The sequence below is a fragment of the Microbacterium sp. Nx66 genome (assembly GCF_904066215.1).
Classification (GTDB): Bacteria; Actinomycetota; Actinomycetes; order Actinomycetales; family Microbacteriaceae; genus Microbacterium; species Microbacterium meiriae.
The window spans coordinates 2,707,502-2,724,348 of the sequence record NZ_LR880474.1; the positions used below are offsets into that span (position 1 = coordinate 2,707,502).

A 16,847-nucleotide genomic window follows, 5' to 3' on the forward strand; every position below is an offset into this window, starting at 1 on the left:
GGACTCAGCGCCGCGCTACCAGAGCCTCCAGAGCGGTGACGGACAGCGCCGGAGTGGTCGCCCCACGGTGACGGGCGACGATCGCCCCCGCGGCACAGGCACGGACGAGAGCGTGCTCGATGTCGTGACCCTGGGCGAGCCCCGCAGCGAGGGCGCCGCAGAAGGCATCCCCGGCTCCCGTCGTGTCGACGGCGTCGATGCGGAAGGCCGGCACGTGCACGCCGGGGCGCCCTGGCCGATGCAGCGTCACACCGGCGGCCCCCTCCGTGAGCACGACCGCCCCGGCGCCGGCGCCGAGGAGCCGCTCGACGCCGCCGAGTTCCGCGCACTCCGTCTCGTTCACGACCAGCACGTCCACCTCCGGCAGCAGGTCGACGGCGGCGGGGTGCGCGGGGGCGGCGTTGAGGATCGTGAGGGTCCCGGAGGCATGTGCGGCGGCCAGGGCGGCGGCGACCGCGGCGAAGGGCACCTCGAGCTGAGTGAGCATCACGGCCGCCCCGACGGTCCCGGCCACGGCGTCTTCCGGAGTGAGCTCGCCGTTCGCCCCCGCCGCCACGAGGATGCTGTTGTCGCCGTCGTCGAAGGCCAGCACGTGCGCGACCCCGGTCGGCGCGGACGCGGAGCGGCGGAGCGCGGCGTCCACTCCCGCCTCCGTCAGCGCCGCCTCCAGAACGGCGCCGGCCTCGTCCGCTCCGACGACGCCGCAGAACGTGGTCACGGCTCCCGCGCGGGCCGCGGCGACAGCCTGGTTCAGACCCTTGCCACCGGGGAAGCGGCCTCCGGCCCGGCCGAGCAGCGTCTCACCGACGCGGGGAGGACGCGACACCTCGACCACGAGGTCGAGGTTCGCGCTCCCCACGACGGCGACGCCGGCGAGGCTGTCAGACACGGGCCATCGTCCGCCGGAACGACGACCCGATGTGGGAGTCGGCGAGCGCGGGCGTCGGGGTGCCCATCAGCCGTTCCCGCAGCGACTCCGGCTCGGCTGCGGGGTCGGCGATCGCCCCGCGCTCCTTGAGGATCGGCAAGACGTGCTCGATGAAGTCGGCGGTCGAGGCCGGCGGGATCACCGGAGCGAAGAGGAAGCCGTCGAGGTCGGCGCCGTCGGCGAGCTCCATCATCCGGTCCGCCACCTGCTCCGGCGTGCCCACGATCGGGCGGGCGCCCACGCCGTGCGCGTGCCAGTCGCCCAGGACATCGCCCACCGTCTTGTCGGCGAAGCGCGCGACCTGCGTCTGCGAGAGTTCGGTGCGGAGCTCGGACATCGGCGTGCTCGGGTCGTACGACGACAGGTCGAGACCGGTGAACCAGGCGTAGGAGGCGACGGTGACCTCGGGATTCTGCGCATCGGCGACCTCCGCGTAGGTGCGGCGGGCCTCCTCCTCGGTGCTGCCGACGACCGCGGCGAACGCCGACATGATCTTCACCTCGTGCGCCGCACGGCCGTTCTTCACCGCCTCCTCGCGGATCGCCGAGGAATGCGTGCGGAGCTGCTCGACCGAGCCGCTCCCGACGAAGATCGCCTCGCCGTGCTTGCCGCCGAACTCGCGACCGGCGGGCGACGCCCCGGCCTGGAACAGCACCGGCGTGCCCTGCGGCGAGCGCTGCGTGTTGCCGTAGCCGTGCGAGCGGAAGTAGGGCCCGTCGTGCGCGATGCGGTGGACTTTGGCCGGGTCGGCGAAGCGGCCGGACTTGTCGCGCTCCAGCGCCCCTTCCTCCCAGGCCTCCTCCCACAGCTTGTAGACGACCTGCATGAAGTCGTCCGCCATCAGATAGCGCTCGTCGTGTCCCACCATCGGCACGCCGAAGCCCTGCACCGCGGTGTCGGCCGTGCCGGTGGTGACGACGTTCCAGCCGATCCGGCCCCCGGACAGGATGTCGAGAGTGGCCAGGCGTCGGGCGAAGGAGTACGGCGGCTCGAGCAGGGTCGATCCGGTGGCGACCAGGCCCAGGCGGGTGGTCTCCGGGATGAGGGCGGCGAGGATGATCGCCGGGTCGAGCCGCGGCAGATCCAGGCCCTCGACGGAGCAGATCTCCGGCCGCTCACCGGCGACGTCGGCCCAGCCCCACGCGTCGGCGAGGAAGAGGAAGTCGAAGCCCGCGTTCTCGACCAGGCGCGCGGTGTCGCGCCAGTAGTCGAGCTTGTCGAAGAGGTAGCGCCGATTGTCGGGGTGGCGCCAGGTCGCGGTGCCGGAGTCGTTCGCCTGGGCGTTCTCGAAGAGTCCGAGCCGCAGGGTCTTCACGGGGTGCTGAGCGGTCATGGCGGATGCCTTCCTGGGAGTGGGGGATGGAGTCGTTCGGAGTTTCCGGGCACGCCGGGGGAACCCGGGGGCGCGGGGTCGCGCTCCCGGGACCGGGGGTCGTGCGGTCAGCCCTTCGCGGTGACCTCGCCGTCGCTCCACCACAGGACGCGCCGGCGCACGACCGCGAGGAGCACGATGAGGAGCACCCCGAGCAGGCAGAGCAGAGCGATGCTCGCCCAGGTCACGGGCAGGTTCGCCTGTGCCGCCGAGGTGGTGACGAGGGAGCCGAGACCGGCCTGCTGACCGGCCGCGACGAACTCGGCCACGGCGGCGCCGACGACGGCGAGGGGCAGTGCGATCCGCAGACCGGCGAACACGTACGGCATGCTGCCGGGGAACCGCAGCTCGCGGAAGATCTCCCACCGCGAGGCGTGCAGCGTCGTGAACACGTCGAACGCCTTCTGGTCCACGTCGCGGAGGCCGGCGAGCGAGTTCACGAGCATGGGGAAGAAGACCACGAGTCCTGTGACGATGAACTTCGGCACCATGCCGAACCCGAAGGCGACGACCAGCGCCGGGGCGATCGCGACGATCGGCGTCACCATCACGATGATGACCAGCGGCATGACGGCCCGCTCGATGATCTGGAACTCGGCCATCACGACGGCCAGCAGGAAGCCCGCCAGTATGCCGGCGGAGGCCCCGACGACGACCTCCAGCAGCGTCACGAGGAAGTTCGACCAGTACATGCCCGCGTCCTCGACGAGGCTGGCGCCGATGGCCTCCAGCGTCGGCAGGACGTACGGGTTGGTCCACGCCACGATCTGCCAGAGCAGAGCCGCGATCACGAACGTGATCAGGGTCGGTCCCCACGAGCCCCAGCGGAGCCAGCCGGGGATGCCGCGGCGGGGCTGCGCCTTCAGCCGCGCCGTGGCGAGGGTGGCGGTGGTGTCTCTCATCGTCAGCTCAGACATGGGCCTTCTCCGTCTGCGCGCGCAGCGCACCGCGCACGACTGCCTCCAGGTCGCGGAACTCGTCCGTCGCGTACGCCTCCTCGGTGCGCGGTCGCGGGAGGTTCACATCGATCACCTCGGCGATGCGGCCAGGGTGGGCCGCCATCACCACGATCCGGTCGGAGAGCATGATCGCCTCCGGCACCGAGTGCGTCACGAACATCACGGCCTTGCGGTTCGACTGCCAGAAGTCCAGCAGGGCGATGCGCTGCAGGTCGCGGTTCATCTCGTCGAGGGCGGAGAACGGCTCGTCCATCAGCATGATCGCCGGGTCGAACACGAAGGCCCTGGCGATCGCGGCGCGCTGCTGCATACCGCCGGAGAGCTGCCCCGGGTACTTCTTCAGCGCATGCCCGAGTCCGAACGTCGACAGCAGCTCGGCGGGGTCGCGGAGGGCGCGGTCGCCGTTGGCCCCGCGGTTGATCCGCACGGGGAGCTCGACGTTCTCGCGCACCGTCTTCCACGGCAGGAGCGCCGGGGACTGCGGGACGAGACCGATCTTCTTGTCGCGGGAGGCCGCCGTGACGCTCTCGCCGTCGATCGTGACGGTGCCGGAGTCGGCGTCGAGGAGTCCGGCGACCACCTTGAGCAGCGTGGACTTGCCGCACCCGCTGGGCCCGATCACCGACACGAATTCGCCCATGCCGATCGTGAGGCTCACGTCGTCGAGCACCGTCACCTGGGCTCCGTCGACGCCGAAGGACTTCGAGACGTTCCTGACCTCGACGCCCGCGCCGTGTGCCGCGGTCATCACTTCTCCGCCCAGACGAGGGTGTCGCCGTCGTACAGGTCGGCCACGAGATCCGGGTCCATCATGTCGGCGATGGCGGGGAGGTCCTTGACGTCGCCGTACTCCTGCACGATCTCGTACTCGGGCTGCCACATGTCCTCGGTCTGCACGCCGGGGTTGCCGCCCGCACTCTCGCGCACCCAGGCCGACTCGACCTCCCACGTACGGGCGAGCTGATCGCGCGGGAACGCCGCACCCTGGCCGTTCTCCTCCGCGAGGGCCGCCAGCATGTCGATGCATTCGTCCGCCTCGTCGAGGCAGAACTGCAGGGCCTTGAGGCTCGCGCGCATGAAGTCGGCGGCGACCTCACGGTGCTCGTCGAGGAAGCGCGAGTTCACCTCCATGACGTTGTACGTGCCCTCGACGCCGAGGGCGGAGGGCAGGAACTCGCTGAACGGGAGGTCCTGTGCCTTGAGGGTCTGCGGCTGGTTGGAGGCGTAGCCGACGATCGCGTCGACCTGCTCGCGCACGACGACGGTCGGGTCGTAGTTGGTCATCTTCACCATCTCGACCTTCGAGACGTCCACCCCGGCCTCATCGAGCATGGCCGAGGCGATGGGCGTGAGGTTGATGAAGTACCCCAGCGAGCCGCCTTCGAGGTCGGTGAGGTCGGCGAGCTTCTCGTTGCCGAAGATCGAGAACGGCGGGGTCGTGCCGTAGGTCGCTACCGCGGTGAGGTTCTTGCTGTTCGCCGCGGCGAGCATCACATCGGAGGCGGAGCCGAGAGCGGTGAACTGCGCCTGCCCGGAGGCGACGAGCTGCTGCCCGTTCGCACCGGACGCGTTGATCTCCACGTCGAGGCAGAGGTCGTCGAAGTAGCCCAGCTCCTTCGCCAGGAACACGTCGAGCTGCCCGGCGCTGGCGGAGTAGCCGTAGCCGGAGATGTAGGTGATGGTGCCGGCATCCTGGTTGCGCTGGCAGGCGTCGCTGCCGCCCGCGCTCGTGGGGGCGGTATCGCCGCCGGGCGCCGGCGAGGAGCAGGCTCCGAGCGTCAGCGTGGCGGCGAGAACGCACGTCAGGGTGGCAGTGGTGCGGAATCGGGTTTCCGCAGAGGAAGTAGCCATGAGGGTCCCTTCTCGGCCGTTCGTCATTGATGGCTCGATGAAAGTAACATAGTCAATCTTGACTAAGCAAGATCAAACTAACTCCATCGGCACGATCCGGTGACGGATGCACGACTCCCCCGGGCCTCGGCTCGTGCGCGCGAAACACGGTCGTGCATCCGTGGCCCGGGGAGAGAACGAGAAGGAACAGTGTCCAGGACGGGACGGGACGGGCGGATTCAGACCGGGGTCGAGCGGAGCGGCCAGGCGGGCCACCAGCCGTCGTCGAGCCCGCGCAGCAGGGCGCCCGTGCGCTCTCGCGCCTCCGCGGGCATCTCCGGAGCGGGGCCTGAGCTGCTCTCCCGCCGGTCGCCGTCCGGCGACCGGATCTCGGTGTACAGCCACGCGCGGCGGCCGACGGGATACTTCTCCCGGAAGCCACCGGCGGCGACCGACAGCAGGATCCGCTCCAGCTCGTCCGCCGCCGTCTCGGCGGTCTCGTCGCAGGCATCGCAGATGCACGACGGCACGATCGCGTGGAAGTGGGCGCCCGCCTCTACGCTGACGGAGGGAACGGTCGGCGTGATGACGACTCGCGCACCGCGCGCCGGTTCGAGCACGACGCGCTCCGTCCCGTCCTCCCCCGACTCTCGCCGCGCCTCGACTTCGTACTCGCGGGAGAGGTGCTCGACGAGCGCGTCGACCACGAGAAGCAGCGGTGCGAAGCGCTCCGGGTGGCTCTCCCGAGAGTACGACTCCTCCGGTGCGATGCCATCGGGCCAGCGGCGTCCGTAACGGATGACCTCGCCGCGGTCGTCGTGGAAGGTCAGGGGCGGGAGAGCGGGCCGGACATACGCGCGCGCCGGGACGACGACGACCGCGGGAGCGGAATCCTCCGCGGACAGCGCTCTCATCTCCTCGTCATCGATGTCGTCCTGCTCCCACGACGCGAGCATCTGCAGGAACGCATCCCGCTGGTCGGGCTGCTGCACCATCCCCTGCACGAGACCCGCGACCGGGATGGAGAGGGTGTTCGTCCCGATCTCCGGCTCGCTCGTCATCCGCCAGGTCGCGGCCGGGTGCACGACCGCGATGACGTTGCCGACGAAGCGCGCGGCGGCCGCCGCGAGGTCCGGGCGGTCGAGGATCTCCGGACGCGCTGCCACCACATCCCACGTCGCCGCGAGGTCGTCGGCCAGCAGCGCGGGGTCGATCCCGAGGCCCCGCAGGAAGTCGGCGAACGGCTCGAAACCGTCGACGAAGCGGACCGGCCGCAGGGCCTCCGCCGGCGATGGCATCCACAGGATCGCGGCGGCACCCGCCTCGGGCATCGGGCCGAGGGGACCGGGGAAGACGTCACTGCTCATCGACCGAGCGTAACGAGCGGGATCACCGGGGCGCGTGGGACTCCAGGAACTCGTACACATCGGTGGTGTCCACGCCGGGGAAGGCACCGGTGGGCAGCGTCGCCAGCAGCGTGCGCGGGGTCTTCACGTTGGGCCAGGAGTTCTCGCGCCACCGCTCCTCCAGCTCGGCGGGAGCCCGACGGCAGCACACCTCGACCGAGTGCTTCGACACACCGCGGTGCGGGGTGTCCCTGCCGACGAACCACTTCGTGTCATCGAACCGCACCCCGACGCTCACCGAGTGCAGACCCTCGCTCGATGCCTCCACACGGGCGGTGCACCAGTAGGTGCCGTTCCCGGTGTCGGTGTACTGGTAGTACGGGTTGAACCGGTCGTCCTCGTCGAACACCACCCGGGAGGTCCACCGGCGGCAGCACATCTGCCCCTCGATGGCGCCGAGCCGGTCGGTCGGGAAGTTCACGTCGTCGTTCTCGTACGCCTTCGTGATGGTGCCCGACTCATGCACCTTGAGGAAGTGCACGGGGATGTCGAGGTGCCGCGTCGCGAGGTTCGTGAACCGGTGCGCCGCCGTCTCATACGACACCGAGTATGCGTCACGGAGGTCTTCGATGGAGATCGCCCTCCGCTGCTTGGCATCCTGCAAAGCGGGGACGACGTGCGCCTCCGGGATGAGCAGGGCACCGGTGAGGTAGTTCGTCTCCACCCGCTGCCGGAGGAACTCGGCATAGCTGCGCGGCTCGGAGTGCCCCAGGATACGGCTCGACAGCGCCTGCAGCACCGCGGTGCGTGCGTCTCCCTTCGCCGGGACGCTGCTCGACAGGTACAGCCGGCCGTTGGCGAGGTCGGCGACGCTGCGGGTCGTCTGCGGCAGGTCGGGGGCGTAGTGGAGGGTGAAGCCGAGATGGGCCGCGATCTCCGAGGCGGTGCGCTGGGTCAGCGGTCCCCCGGGATGGCCGACGGCCGCGAGGATCTCGGCCGCCTTCGCCTCCAGCTCGGCGAAGTGGTTGTCCTGCCGGCGCATCAGATGCCGCAGTTCGACGTTGGCGCGCCGGGCCTCCTCCGGGGTCGCGGCGCGCTCGTCCTTGAGTCGGTCGATCTCCCCCTGCAGCGCCAGCAGGGCCTTCAGCGCCTCCGTCGGCACACTCTTGGCGATGCGGAACGGCGCGATGCCCAGCGCCTGGAACGTCTGCCCCTTCATCGCGCGTTCCAGGGCGACCTCGATCGCGCTGCGCTCGTCGAGCGGCTCCCCCGTGAGCAGCGCGTCGATGGTCACCCCGAGCGCGCGGGCGATCGCCTGGAGCTGCGTGAGCTTGGGCTCGCGCTTGCCCGTCTCGATCATCGACATCTGGCTCGGCGCCCGCTCGACCGCGGCCGCGAGCTCTTCGAGCGTCAGGCCCCGCGCGGTGCGCAGCTGGCGGATGCGCCGCCCGACAGTGAGGGCGTCGGTCTCTTCCGTGGTGTCGTCCATGTCGGCTCCTCTCAGCCCACCGCCGTCCGCGTCGGTGCGGGATCGGGAACGCTCCTCGCGAGGCCGGGCCGGGGTCTTTCCTGATCCCGCGAGGCCGCGTGAGCGGTGCGTGCGGGCCGAGTCTGTCACGAAAACAGAAATCCAGTCAAACTTCTCCTCATTTCGGCACCGGAGAGGCGCCGAACTTCACACAGAGTGGAGGCACGCCATCGGCACCGACGCCGATTCCCATCCGAGGAGACACCATGACGAACACCGCAGCGACCCCCACCCCGCGCCCCGCCGGCCTGCGCGCCGGCGATCAGGTCCAGACGGCGGCGGAGCTCCAGGAGATCTGGGACACCGACCCGCGCTGGGACGGTGTCGAGCGCACGTACTCCGCCGAAGACGTCGTCCGCATCCGCGGCTCGGTCCGCGAGGACGCCACCCTCGCCCACCGCGGTGCGGAGAACCTCTGGAACCTCCTGCACACGGAGGACTACATCCGGGCGCTCGGCGCCTACACCGGCGGCCAAGCCGTGCAGCAGGTGCGCGCCGGCCTGAAGGCCATCTACCTCTCCGGATGGCAGGTCGCCGCCGACGGCAACCTCGCCGGACAGACCTACCCCGACCAGTCGCTCTATCCGGCGAACTCGGTCCCGGCGGTCGTGCGTCGCATCAACAACGCCCTGCTCCGGCAGGACCAGCTCGAGCACGCCGAGGGTGAGATCACGCAGGACTGGCTCGCGCCGATCGTCGCCGACGCCGAGGCCGGCTTCGGCGGACCGCTGAACGCGTACGAACTCGCGCAGTCGCTCATCCAGTCCGGTGCCGCCGGCATCCACTGGGAGGACCAGCTCGCGAGCGAGAAGAAGTGCGGCCACCTCGGCGGCAAGGTGCTCGTGCCCACGCAGCAGCACATCCGCACTCTCAACGCGGCCCGTCTCGCGGCGGACGTCGCCGGTGTTCCGACCGTCATCATCGCCCGCACCGACGCCCTCGCCGCCGATCTGCTCACGAGCGACGTCGACGAGCGCGACCGGGAGTTCACCACAGGCGAGCGCACGTCCGAGGGCTTCTACCGGATCCGCCCCGGCATCGAGTCGGTCATCAGCCGCGGCCTCGCCTTCGCCCCGTACGCCGACCTGCTCTGGGTCGAGACCGGGGAGCCGGACATCGAGCTGGCGCGGGAGTTCGCCGCGGCCATCCACGCGCGGTTCCCCGGTAAGCTCCTGGCCTACAACTGCTCCCCGAGCTTCAACTGGAAGCGCCACCTGTCGGACGCCGAGATCGCGACGTTCCAGCAGGATCTGGCAGACCTGGGCTACAAGTTCCAGTTCATCACCCTGGCCGGGTTCCACGCCCTGAACCACTCCATGTTCGACCTCGCCCGCGGTTACGCCGAGCGCGCCATGAGCGCCTACGTCGAGCTGCAGGAGGCCGAGTTCGCCGCCGAGGCCGACGGGTACACCGCCACCAAGCACCAGCGTGAGGCGGGCACCGGCTACTTCGACGTCATCTCCACCGCGCTCAACCCCGACAGCGCCACCCTCGCCCTCGCCGGCTCCACCGAGACCGCCCAGTTCCACTGACCCCCGTTTTCTCCCCCCACTTCCCCCGAGACCCCCGGTTCTCGTCGAGACCCCGCCCCGCACACGCCGGGAGCCCGGGGTCTCGACGACAACCCGGGGGCTCGGCATAAGGCAAAGGACACCATCATGACCACCGCACCGATGCAGACGACCCGACAGGGCCCCGCGATCGAGATCGCCGGGCCCATGCGCGACCGCTACGACGAGATCCTGACCCCGGAGGCGATCGCCTTCCTCACCGAACTCCACCACCGGTTCGCCTCCCGCCGCCACGACCGGCTGGCCGACCGGATGCGTCGCCGCTTCGAGATCGGCAACGGACACGACCCGCAGTTCCGAGAGGACACCGCGCACATCCGCCAGGACACCACCTGGCGGGTCGCCGGCGCCGGACCGGGGCTCGAGGACCGCCGCGTCGAGATCACCGGGCCCACCGATCCGAAGATGACCGTCAACGCCCTGAACTCCGGCGCGCGAGTGTGGCTCGCCGATCAGGAGGACGCCACGAGCCCGACCTGGAAGAACGTCATCGAGGGGCAGCTGTCCCTTCGCGACGCGATCCGCGGCGAGCTCTCCTTCACCTCCCCCGAGGGCAAGGAGTACCGGGTCACCGCTGAGCGCACGCCCACGATCGTGATGCGCCCCCGTGGCTGGCATCTGCCGGAGAAGCACCTCACCTTCATCGACCGCGCCGGCCGGCCCACGTCGGCATCCGGCTCCCTGGTCGACTTCGGTCTCTACTTCCTGCACAACGCGCAGGCGCTGATCGAGGCCGGCCGCGGACCGTACTTCTACATCGCCAAGCTCGAGTCCAGCGAAGAGGCGAAGCTGTGGGACGACGTGTTCTCCTTCAGCGAGGAGTACATCGGCATCCCGCACGGCACCATCCGCGCGACCGTGCTGATCGAGACCCTGCCGGCCGCGTTCGAGATGGATGAGATCCTGTACGAGCTGCGCGACCACTGCGCGGGCCTCAACGCCGGACGCTGGGACTACATCTTCTCCATCATCAAGAACTACCGCGGCCGCGGCGCCCGCTTCGTGCTCCCCGACCGCAGCGAGGTCACGATGACGGTGCCCTTCATGCGGGCGTACACCGAGCTCCTCGTGCAGACCTGCCACAAGCGCGGAGCCTTCGCGATCGGCGGCATGAGCGCGTTCATCCCGAATCGCCGCGACCCCGAGGTGACGGCGCGCGCGGTCGAGAAGGTGTCGGCTGACAAGAAGCGCGAGGCCGGCGACGGCTTCGACGGCACCTGGGTCGCCCACCCCGACCTGATCCCGACGGCGCAGGCCGAGTTCGACGCCGTGCTCGGCGACCGCCCGAACCAGGTCGACCGTCAGCGCGACGACGTGCACGTGGAGGCGCGCGACCTGCTCGACCTGCACATCGGTCGGCCGATCACCGCGCAGGGCGTGCGGGACAACGTGTCCGTCGCCATCCGCTACCTGGAGGCGTGGCTGCGCGGACTCGGCGCCGTGGCCATCGACAACCTCATGGAGGACGCCGCGACCGCGGAGATCAGCCGCTCGCAGGTGTGGCAGTGGATCCATCAGGACCGCACCACGCAGGACGGCACGGCCATCACGGTCGAGTACGTCGAGGGGCTGATCGCGGAGGTGCTCAGCGAGGTCGACAGGCGCGAGGGCGACCGCTTCGACGACGCCGCCGAGATCTTCCGCGAGGTCGCGCTCCGTGAGGAGTTCCCGACCTTCCTCACCCTGGGCGCCTACAGCCGGTTCCTGGTCGACGAGGACTGACGACGCGAGCATGCCGCAGGCCGTGGGGTCTGCGGCATCGCCGCGTCGTGCCCGGCCCGCCCCCTCCCTGCCGGGCGTAGCCTGGAGCCATGAGCGACGTATGGAGCAGCATCGCCGAGGAGTTCCTGCACCTCTATCCGCGCGGACGACGACTGCTCGCGGTCGCCGGCGCGGATGCCGAGCGCTCCCGCGCAGCCGCGGACGACCTCGCGACAGCCTTGACCACGGCGGGCCAGACCGTCGAGCGTGCGCACACCGCTGACGGGGACGAAGCCGCCCTCCGCGCCGACGTGGTGGGCCCCTTCCGCGCCACGGACAGCGGAGCTGTGCTCCTCGTGTCCGGCCCTGGCCCGATCGTGGCTCCGAGTACGCGCGGGATGTGGAACTACGTCCTCTGGCAGCTCGCGGGAGACGAGCCCCCGCACACCGCGGCGAACGCCCTGGTCGACGTGACCGATCCGGCCCATCCCACCCGGCGTTTCGCCGACTACTGCGCAGTCCCCTCCTCGTTCGAGACCTGAGTCGCCGCCCGCCGACTCAGTGGAACGACGCGGCGACCGAGTTGCGGTGGTAATCGAACACGATGCTCGTGCGGGTCGACGCCACGCTGCTCTGCGCGGACAGGTGCTCGAGCACGAACTCGCGCATCTCCGAGGAGTCGGCGACGGCGATGTGCAGGAGGAAGTCGTCGTCACCGCCGAGGAAGAACACCTGGATCACCTGCGGCAGCGCGCGCACCCGATCGGCGAACTCGACGATGCTCTCCCGTCGGGCGGCCGGACGCAGGCTGACGCCGATGATCGCCTGGAGTCCGGCGCCGAGCTCGCGTTCGTCGACGCTCGCATGGAAGCCGGTGATGACCCCGCGCTCGATCAGCCCGCGCAGCCGTGCGTGCGCCGTCGACGGCGCGACTCCCAGTCGCCCGGCGAGTTCCGCGTTCGTCATCCTCCCGTCGGCGGTGAGGAGCTGCACGATCCGCGCGTCGATGGGGTCGAGGGCGGGCGCCCGAACGCTGTTCGGCTCGGACGACGCGGAGGCGGTGGTCATACGAAGCATTATTCAGGATCCGACCCGTCGCCGAAGACTCTTCACTCATTCTGTCCATCTCGCGACGTTTCTGCGATCCTTGTCTGCACCCTGCGCCCCGACACCTGGAGGATCGATGAAGATCGGCGTCCCGACCGAAGTCAAGAACAACGAGAACCGCGTCGCCCTCACCCCGGCCGGCGCCGATCGGCTCGTGCGGGAGGGACACCGCGTGCTCGTGCAGTCGGGTGCCGGCATCGGATCGAGCATCGACGACGACGCGTACCGCGCGGCTGGTGCGGAGATCGTGGACACCGCCGCCGACGCCTGGGGAGAGGCCGACCTGCTCATCAAGGTCAAGGAACCCGTCGCCGAGGAGTACGGCTTCCTCCGACCCGACCTCACGCTCTTCACCTACCTCCACCTCGCGGCGGACCGTCCGCTGACCGAGGCCCTCGTCGCAGCCGGCACGACCGCCGTCGCCTACGAGACCGTGCAGCTGCCCGACCGCACGCTGCCCCTGCTCGTGCCGATGAGCGAGATCGCCGGTCGCCTGTCCGTCATCATGGGCTCCCACTCGCTGCTGCGCTCGCAGGGCGGCCGCGGCATGCTGCTGGGCGGCATCGCCGGTACTCCCCGGGCCAAGACCGTGGTCATCGGCGGTGGCGTCGCCGGAGAGCACGCGGCCGCGAACGCGCTCGGACTCGGATCGAAGGTCACCGTCGTCGACGTGGCGCTCCCCCGGCTGCGCGAGCTCGAGCACCGCTACGGCGGCGCTCTGGAGACCCGGGCATCGAGCCGCTACGACATCGCCGAGGAGCTGACGTCGGCGGATCTCGTCATCGGCTCGGTCCTCATCCCCGGTGCCGCGGCCCCCAAGCTGGTGACCGACGACATGGTCGCCGCCATGAAGCCGGGGTCCGTGCTCGTCGACATCGCGATCGACCAGGGCGGCTGCTTCGAGGGCTCCCGTCCGACCACGCACGACGACCCGACCTTCGCGGTGCACGACTCGATCTACTACTGCGTCGCGAACATGCCGGGAGCCGTTCCGACGACCGCGACCCGGGCGCTGACGAACGCCACTCTCCCCTACGTCTCGGCCATCGCCGCCAAGGGCTGGGAGCGGGCGGCCTCCGACGACGCTGCCCTCGCGAAGGGGCTCAACGTGCAGAGCGGGCGCATCACGCTGGACGCCGTCGCGCAGGCCCACGGCCTCTCCACCGACTGACCTGTCGAACCCGAAAGAACCTCGGATCTTGGCGGCATCCCACACCTCATCCGCCGCATCGACCCGAGTACGCTCGTAACCGTGACCGAACGCGCTCCTCTCTCCCGCAAGCTGTCCGCCATCGCCGAGTCCGCGACCCTCAAGGTCGACGCCAAGGCCAAGGCCCTCAAGGCCGAGGGCAAGCCCGTCATCTCGTATGCCGCGGGCGAGCCCGACTTCGCCACCCCCCAGTTCATCGTGGACGCGGCGGCTGAGGCGCTGGCCGACCCGGCGAGCTATCGCTACACCCCTGCTCCCGGCCTCCCGGCGCTCCGCGAGGCGATCGCCGCAAAGACGCTCCGCGACTCCGGACTCGAGGTCTCCCCCGGTCAGGTCATCGTCACCAACGGCGGCAAGCAGTCGGTGTACCAGGCGTTCCAGGCGGTCGTGAACCCGGGCGACGAGGTGCTGCTGCCCGCGCCGTACTGGACCACGTACCCCGAGGCGATCCGTCTCGCCGACGGCACCCCGGTCGAGGTCTTCGCGGGCGCCGACCAGGAGTACAAGGTCACCGTCGAGCAGCTCGAGGCCGCCCGGACCGACCGCACCACCGTCCTCGTCTTCGTGTCGCCGTCGAACCCCACCGGTTCCGTGTACACGGCCGAGGAGACGAAGGCCATCGGCGAGTGGGCCGTGGAGCACGGCATCTGGATCATCAGCGACGAGATCTACCAGAACCTCACCTACCCTTCGACGGGCTCAGGGACCGCGGTGACGGCGACCTCGATCGTGGATGCCGTGCCGGAGGCCGCGAACCAGACGATCCTCGTCAACGGCGTGGCCAAGACCTATGCCATGACCGGCTGGCGCGTGGGCTGGATGGTGGGCCCGGCCGACGCCATCAAGATCGCCGGCAACCTGCAGTCGCACCTCACGAGCAACGTCAACAACGTCGCACAGAAGGCGGCGATCGCGGCGCTCAACGGTCCGCAGGACGAGGCCGAGAAGATGCGCGAGGCCTTCGACCGCCGCCGTCAGCTCATCGTGTCGGAGCTGTCGAAGATCGACGGACTGGTGGTGCCGAACCCGCTCGGCGCGTTCTACGTCTACCCCGATGTGCAGGGCCTGCTCGGCCGCACCTGGGGCGGCGTGACCCCGACGACGTCCCTCGAGCTCGCCGACCTCATCCTCGACCAGGCCGAGGTCGCCGTCGTCCCCGGAGAGGCGTTCGGTCCGTCCGGCTACATCCGCATGTCGTACGCGCTCGGCGACGACCAGCTCCTCGAGGGCGTGCAGCGCCTCCAGCGCCTGTTCTCCTCCTCTTCCTCCTGACCCCGAGACCCCGCTTTACCGCCGGGACCCCCTCGTACCTGCGCAGGTAGGAGGGGGTCTCGGCGTGAACCCGGGGTCTCGGGTCAGTCTTCGGGGTGGAAGCCGATCAGCCAGCGGATGCCGTAGCGGTCGACGAGGGTGCCGTCGACATCTCCCCACGGGCGCTGCTGCAGCGGATCGATGACGCGGCCGCCGCCGGAAAGCTCGTCGTACCAGCGGGTCAGCGTTCCGGGGTCGGCTGTGCCGAGGAGCGAGAGGAACATCCCGCTCATCTGGACGGCATCGTCATCGGCTCCCGCGTCCGCTCCGGCGAGTTCGACCGGACCGCCGAGCTGCCCGTGTGCGACCGCGTCGCCTGGGCCGTCGTGACGGCCGGCGCTCGCGTAGTCCATCAACTGGAGCTCACCGCCGAACACATCGCGGTAATGGCCGAGTGCTTCGGCGGCGTTGCCGGGGAACAGCAGGTACGGGATCAGTCCGCTCATCCCGCGAGCGTAGTCCGCGGCGGCTCCGGTCACCACCTGCCGAGAACGACGGACGGCCGCCACCCGGAGGTGACGGCCGTCCGTGCGAGCGCGGTCAGGAGACCGGGATCACCGCGTACAGCACCCAGGTCAGCACGAATCCGGAGACCCCGAGCACCGTCGTCAGAGGCGTCCACGTGCGCAGGCCGTCCTTGACCGAGAGACCCAGGTACCGCGTGACCACCCAGAAGCCGGAGTCGTTCACGTGGCTGAGGCCGAGGCCGCCGTACCCGATGGCGACCGCGAGCAGCGCGGTGTGCACGGTGTCGAGTCCCATCGCGGAGACCGAGGGCAGGAGGAGGCCCGCGGTCGTCGCGATCGCGACGGTGGCCGACCCCTGAGCCGCACGCATGATGAGCGAGATGAGGAAGGCCGCGAGCAGCAGGGGCATCCCGCTGGAGGCGAGCACCTCGGCGACCGCGCTGCCGATCCCGGTCTCGGTGAGGACGCGGCCGAAGGCGCCACCGGCACCGGTGACGAGGATGATGACCGCAGCGGCCGGCAGCGCCGACTCCATGACCTCGCCGAGGTGCGCAGCCGACCAGCCGCGGCGCACGCCGAGCAGGTACATCGCGGCGGCGATCGCGACCATGAGCGCGAAGATCGGCTGGCCGACCATGCTGAGGAATCCGTTCCAGAACGTGCCCGCCTCGAACAGCGGCGCCACGGCGGTGCCGAGCATGATGAGCACGAGCGGCAGGAGGATGAGGCCGAGGACCGTGCCGGCGCCCGGCGCCTTCTCGCCCTCGCCGAGTCCGCCGGTGAGCGTCGACTTCTCCGTGCCGAAGTTGTCGTACATCTCCTTGGTGGCGGCGAGCATCGCGAACTCACGGGTGTTGATCCACTTCGCCACGAGGTAGGACAGGACCGCGAGCGGCACGGAGATCGCGAGCGCGAAGATCGTCACCCAGCCGATGTCGGCGCCGAGGATCGCGGACCCGCCGACGATGCCCGGGTGCGGGGGCACCGCGACGTGCACGGCGAGCATGATGCCGGCGACCGGGAGACCGAACTTGATCGGGTTGAGACCGGCCACCTTCGAGAAGGCGAACACGATGGGGATGAGGATGATGAAGCCGGCGTCGAAGAACACCGGGATCGCCAGGATGCCGGCGGCGATGACGAGCGCGATGCCGACGCGCTTCGGGCCCAGCCAGCCGGTGAAGCGCCCCGCGAGCGACTCGGCACCGCCGGACAGCTCGATGATCTTGCCGAGCATCGACCCGAGGGCGACGAGTACCGCGACCGAGCCGAGGGTGCCGCCGACACCGGCGATGATCGCCTGGATGACGCCGAGCTGCTCAGGGGTGTCGCCGTCGGCGGGGATCGTGGTCAGCGGCAGGCCTGCCGCGATGCCGACGATGATCGATACGAGGATGAGGGCGTAGAACGCCTGCATCTTGAACCGGATGATGAGCAGGAGCAGCAGGCCGAGGCCCGCCAGGCCGATCAGGATGAGGATCGGAAGAGGAAGCATCTCTGGATCTCTTCTTTCAGTG

Annotated in this window: 15 protein-coding genes; 5 read left to right on the forward strand and 10 right to left on the reverse strand. The window is 70.1% G+C overall.

Annotated elements, in window-relative coordinates; genetic code table 11:
- Positions 1-4: 4 nt before the first annotated feature.
- The 7 genes from MICNX66_RS12960 to MICNX66_RS12990 form a co-directional block, all read right to left on the reverse strand.
- Entirely contained in the window at positions 5-889 is an 885-nt protein-coding gene (locus MICNX66_RS12960) for a ribokinase (protein ID WP_187662211.1), read from the reverse strand.
- Positions 882-2,261, reverse strand: coding sequence for an NtaA/DmoA family FMN-dependent monooxygenase (locus tag MICNX66_RS12965; protein ID WP_187662212.1), 1,380 nt, complete (start codon positions 2,259-2,261; stop codon positions 882-884). Before MICNX66_RS12965 ends, MICNX66_RS12960 begins: the two co-directional genes overlap by 8 nt.
- Positions 2,262-2,368: 107 nt before the next feature.
- On the reverse strand, positions 2,369-3,217 hold the full coding sequence (locus tag MICNX66_RS12970) for an ABC transporter permease (RefSeq protein ID WP_187662213.1): 849 nt from the start codon (positions 3,215-3,217) through the stop codon (positions 2,369-2,371).
- Entirely contained in the window at positions 3,210-4,007 is a 798-nt protein-coding gene (locus MICNX66_RS12975; protein WP_187662214.1) for an ABC transporter ATP-binding protein, read from the reverse strand. The genes MICNX66_RS12970 and MICNX66_RS12975 overlap by 8 nt, the downstream gene beginning before the upstream one ends.
- The gene (locus MICNX66_RS12980; protein ID WP_232089086.1) at positions 4,007-5,110 is read right to left on the reverse strand and encodes an ABC transporter substrate-binding protein; all 1,104 of its coding nucleotides are present in this window, start codon (positions 5,108-5,110) and stop codon (positions 4,007-4,009) included. Before MICNX66_RS12980 ends, MICNX66_RS12975 begins: the two co-directional genes overlap by 1 nt.
- Positions 5,111-5,328: 218 nt before the next feature.
- Positions 5,329-6,456, reverse strand: coding sequence for a DUF6226 family protein (locus MICNX66_RS12985; RefSeq protein ID WP_187662216.1), 1,128 nt, complete (start codon positions 6,454-6,456; stop codon positions 5,329-5,331).
- Between the two features lie 22 nt (positions 6,457-6,478).
- Positions 6,479-7,924: a helix-turn-helix transcriptional regulator gene (locus MICNX66_RS12990; RefSeq protein WP_187662217.1), complete on the reverse strand. Its 1,446-nt coding sequence runs from the start codon at positions 7,922-7,924 to the stop codon at positions 6,479-6,481.
- Positions 7,925-8,169: 245 nt separating this feature from the next.
- Between MICNX66_RS12990 and aceA the strand changes: the two genes are divergently transcribed.
- From aceA to MICNX66_RS13005, 3 genes are all read left to right on the forward strand, one after another.
- Positions 8,170-9,495 (forward strand): isocitrate lyase, encoded by a 1,326-nt coding sequence (gene aceA, locus MICNX66_RS12995; protein ID WP_187662218.1) that lies wholly within the window; start codon positions 8,170-8,172, stop codon positions 9,493-9,495.
- A 126-nt stretch (positions 9,496-9,621) separates the two neighbouring features.
- Positions 9,622-11,256: a malate synthase A gene (gene aceB / locus MICNX66_RS13000; RefSeq protein WP_187662219.1), complete on the forward strand. Its 1,635-nt coding sequence runs from the start codon at positions 9,622-9,624 to the stop codon at positions 11,254-11,256.
- 89 nt (positions 11,257-11,345) lie between these two features.
- Complete coding sequence (locus tag MICNX66_RS13005; RefSeq protein ID WP_187662220.1) at positions 11,346-11,777, forward strand: hypothetical protein; 432 nt, start codon at positions 11,346-11,348, stop codon at positions 11,775-11,777.
- A gap of 16 nt (positions 11,778-11,793) precedes the next feature.
- Here the strand turns inward: MICNX66_RS13005 and MICNX66_RS13010 are convergent, their stop codons facing one another.
- Complete coding sequence (locus MICNX66_RS13010; protein ID WP_187662221.1) at positions 11,794-12,312, reverse strand: Lrp/AsnC family transcriptional regulator; 519 nt, start codon at positions 12,310-12,312, stop codon at positions 11,794-11,796.
- Positions 12,313-12,418: 106 nt separating this feature from the next.
- Between MICNX66_RS13010 and ald the strand changes: the two genes are divergently transcribed.
- Together ald and MICNX66_RS13020 are read left to right on the forward strand one after the other, a co-directional pair.
- Positions 12,419-13,513: an alanine dehydrogenase gene (gene ald, locus MICNX66_RS13015; protein ID WP_187662222.1), complete on the forward strand. Its 1,095-nt coding sequence runs from the start codon at positions 12,419-12,421 to the stop codon at positions 13,511-13,513.
- 81 nt (positions 13,514-13,594) lie between these two features.
- Positions 13,595-14,824, forward strand: a complete 1,230-nt coding sequence (locus MICNX66_RS13020) for a pyridoxal phosphate-dependent aminotransferase (protein ID WP_187662223.1) — start codon at positions 13,595-13,597, stop codon at positions 14,822-14,824.
- Between the two features lie 83 nt (positions 14,825-14,907).
- On the opposite strand, the gene MICNX66_RS13025 is transcribed toward MICNX66_RS13020, so the two are convergent.
- A complete protein-coding gene (locus tag MICNX66_RS13025; protein ID WP_187662224.1) occupies positions 14,908-15,309 on the reverse strand; it encodes a VOC family protein in 402 nt (133 codons plus the stop codon).
- 94 nt (positions 15,310-15,403) lie between these two features.
- The gene (locus MICNX66_RS13030) at positions 15,404-16,825 is read right to left on the reverse strand and encodes a GntP family transporter (RefSeq protein ID WP_187662225.1); all 1,422 of its coding nucleotides are present in this window, start codon (positions 16,823-16,825) and stop codon (positions 15,404-15,406) included.
- Positions 16,826-16,847 lie beyond the last annotated feature (22 nt).

Excerpts from the sequence above, each read along its gene's own strand:
- MICNX66_RS13025 (WP_187662224.1), bottom strand. The coding sequence starts at position 15,309 with ATGAGCGGACTGATCCCGTACCTGCTGTTCCCCGGCAACGCCGCCGAA.
- aceB (WP_187662219.1), top strand. The coding sequence starts at position 9,622 with ATGACCACCGCACCGATGCAGACGACCCGACAGGGCCCCGCGATCGAG.
- aceA (WP_187662218.1), top strand. The coding sequence starts at position 8,170 with ATGACGAACACCGCAGCGACCCCCACCCCGCGCCCCGCCGGCCTGCGC.
- MICNX66_RS12965 (WP_187662212.1), bottom strand. The coding sequence starts at position 2,261 with ATGACCGCTCAGCACCCCGTGAAGACCCTGCGGCTCGGACTCTTCGAG.
- MICNX66_RS12970 (WP_187662213.1), bottom strand. The coding sequence starts at position 3,217 with ATGTCTGAGCTGACGATGAGAGACACCACCGCCACCCTCGCCACGGCG.
- MICNX66_RS12990 (WP_187662217.1), bottom strand. The coding sequence starts at position 7,924 with ATGGACGACACCACGGAAGAGACCGACGCCCTCACTGTCGGGCGGCGC.
- MICNX66_RS12975 (WP_187662214.1), bottom strand. The coding sequence starts at position 4,007 with ATGACCGCGGCACACGGCGCGGGCGTCGAGGTCAGGAACGTCTCGAAG.
- ald (WP_187662222.1), top strand. The coding sequence starts at position 12,419 with ATGAAGATCGGCGTCCCGACCGAAGTCAAGAACAACGAGAACCGCGTC.
- MICNX66_RS13005 (WP_187662220.1), top strand. The coding sequence starts at position 11,346 with ATGAGCGACGTATGGAGCAGCATCGCCGAGGAGTTCCTGCACCTCTAT.
- MICNX66_RS13010 (WP_187662221.1), bottom strand. The coding sequence starts at position 12,312 with ATGCTTCGTATGACCACCGCCTCCGCGTCGTCCGAGCCGAACAGCGTT.
- MICNX66_RS12980 (WP_232089086.1), bottom strand. The coding sequence starts at position 5,110 with ATGGCTACTTCCTCTGCGGAAACCCGATTCCGCACCACTGCCACCCTG.
- MICNX66_RS13030 (WP_187662225.1), bottom strand. The coding sequence starts at position 16,825 with ATGCTTCCTCTTCCGATCCTCATCCTGATCGGCCTGGCGGGCCTCGGC.
- MICNX66_RS12985 (WP_187662216.1), bottom strand. The coding sequence starts at position 6,456 with ATGAGCAGTGACGTCTTCCCCGGTCCCCTCGGCCCGATGCCCGAGGCG.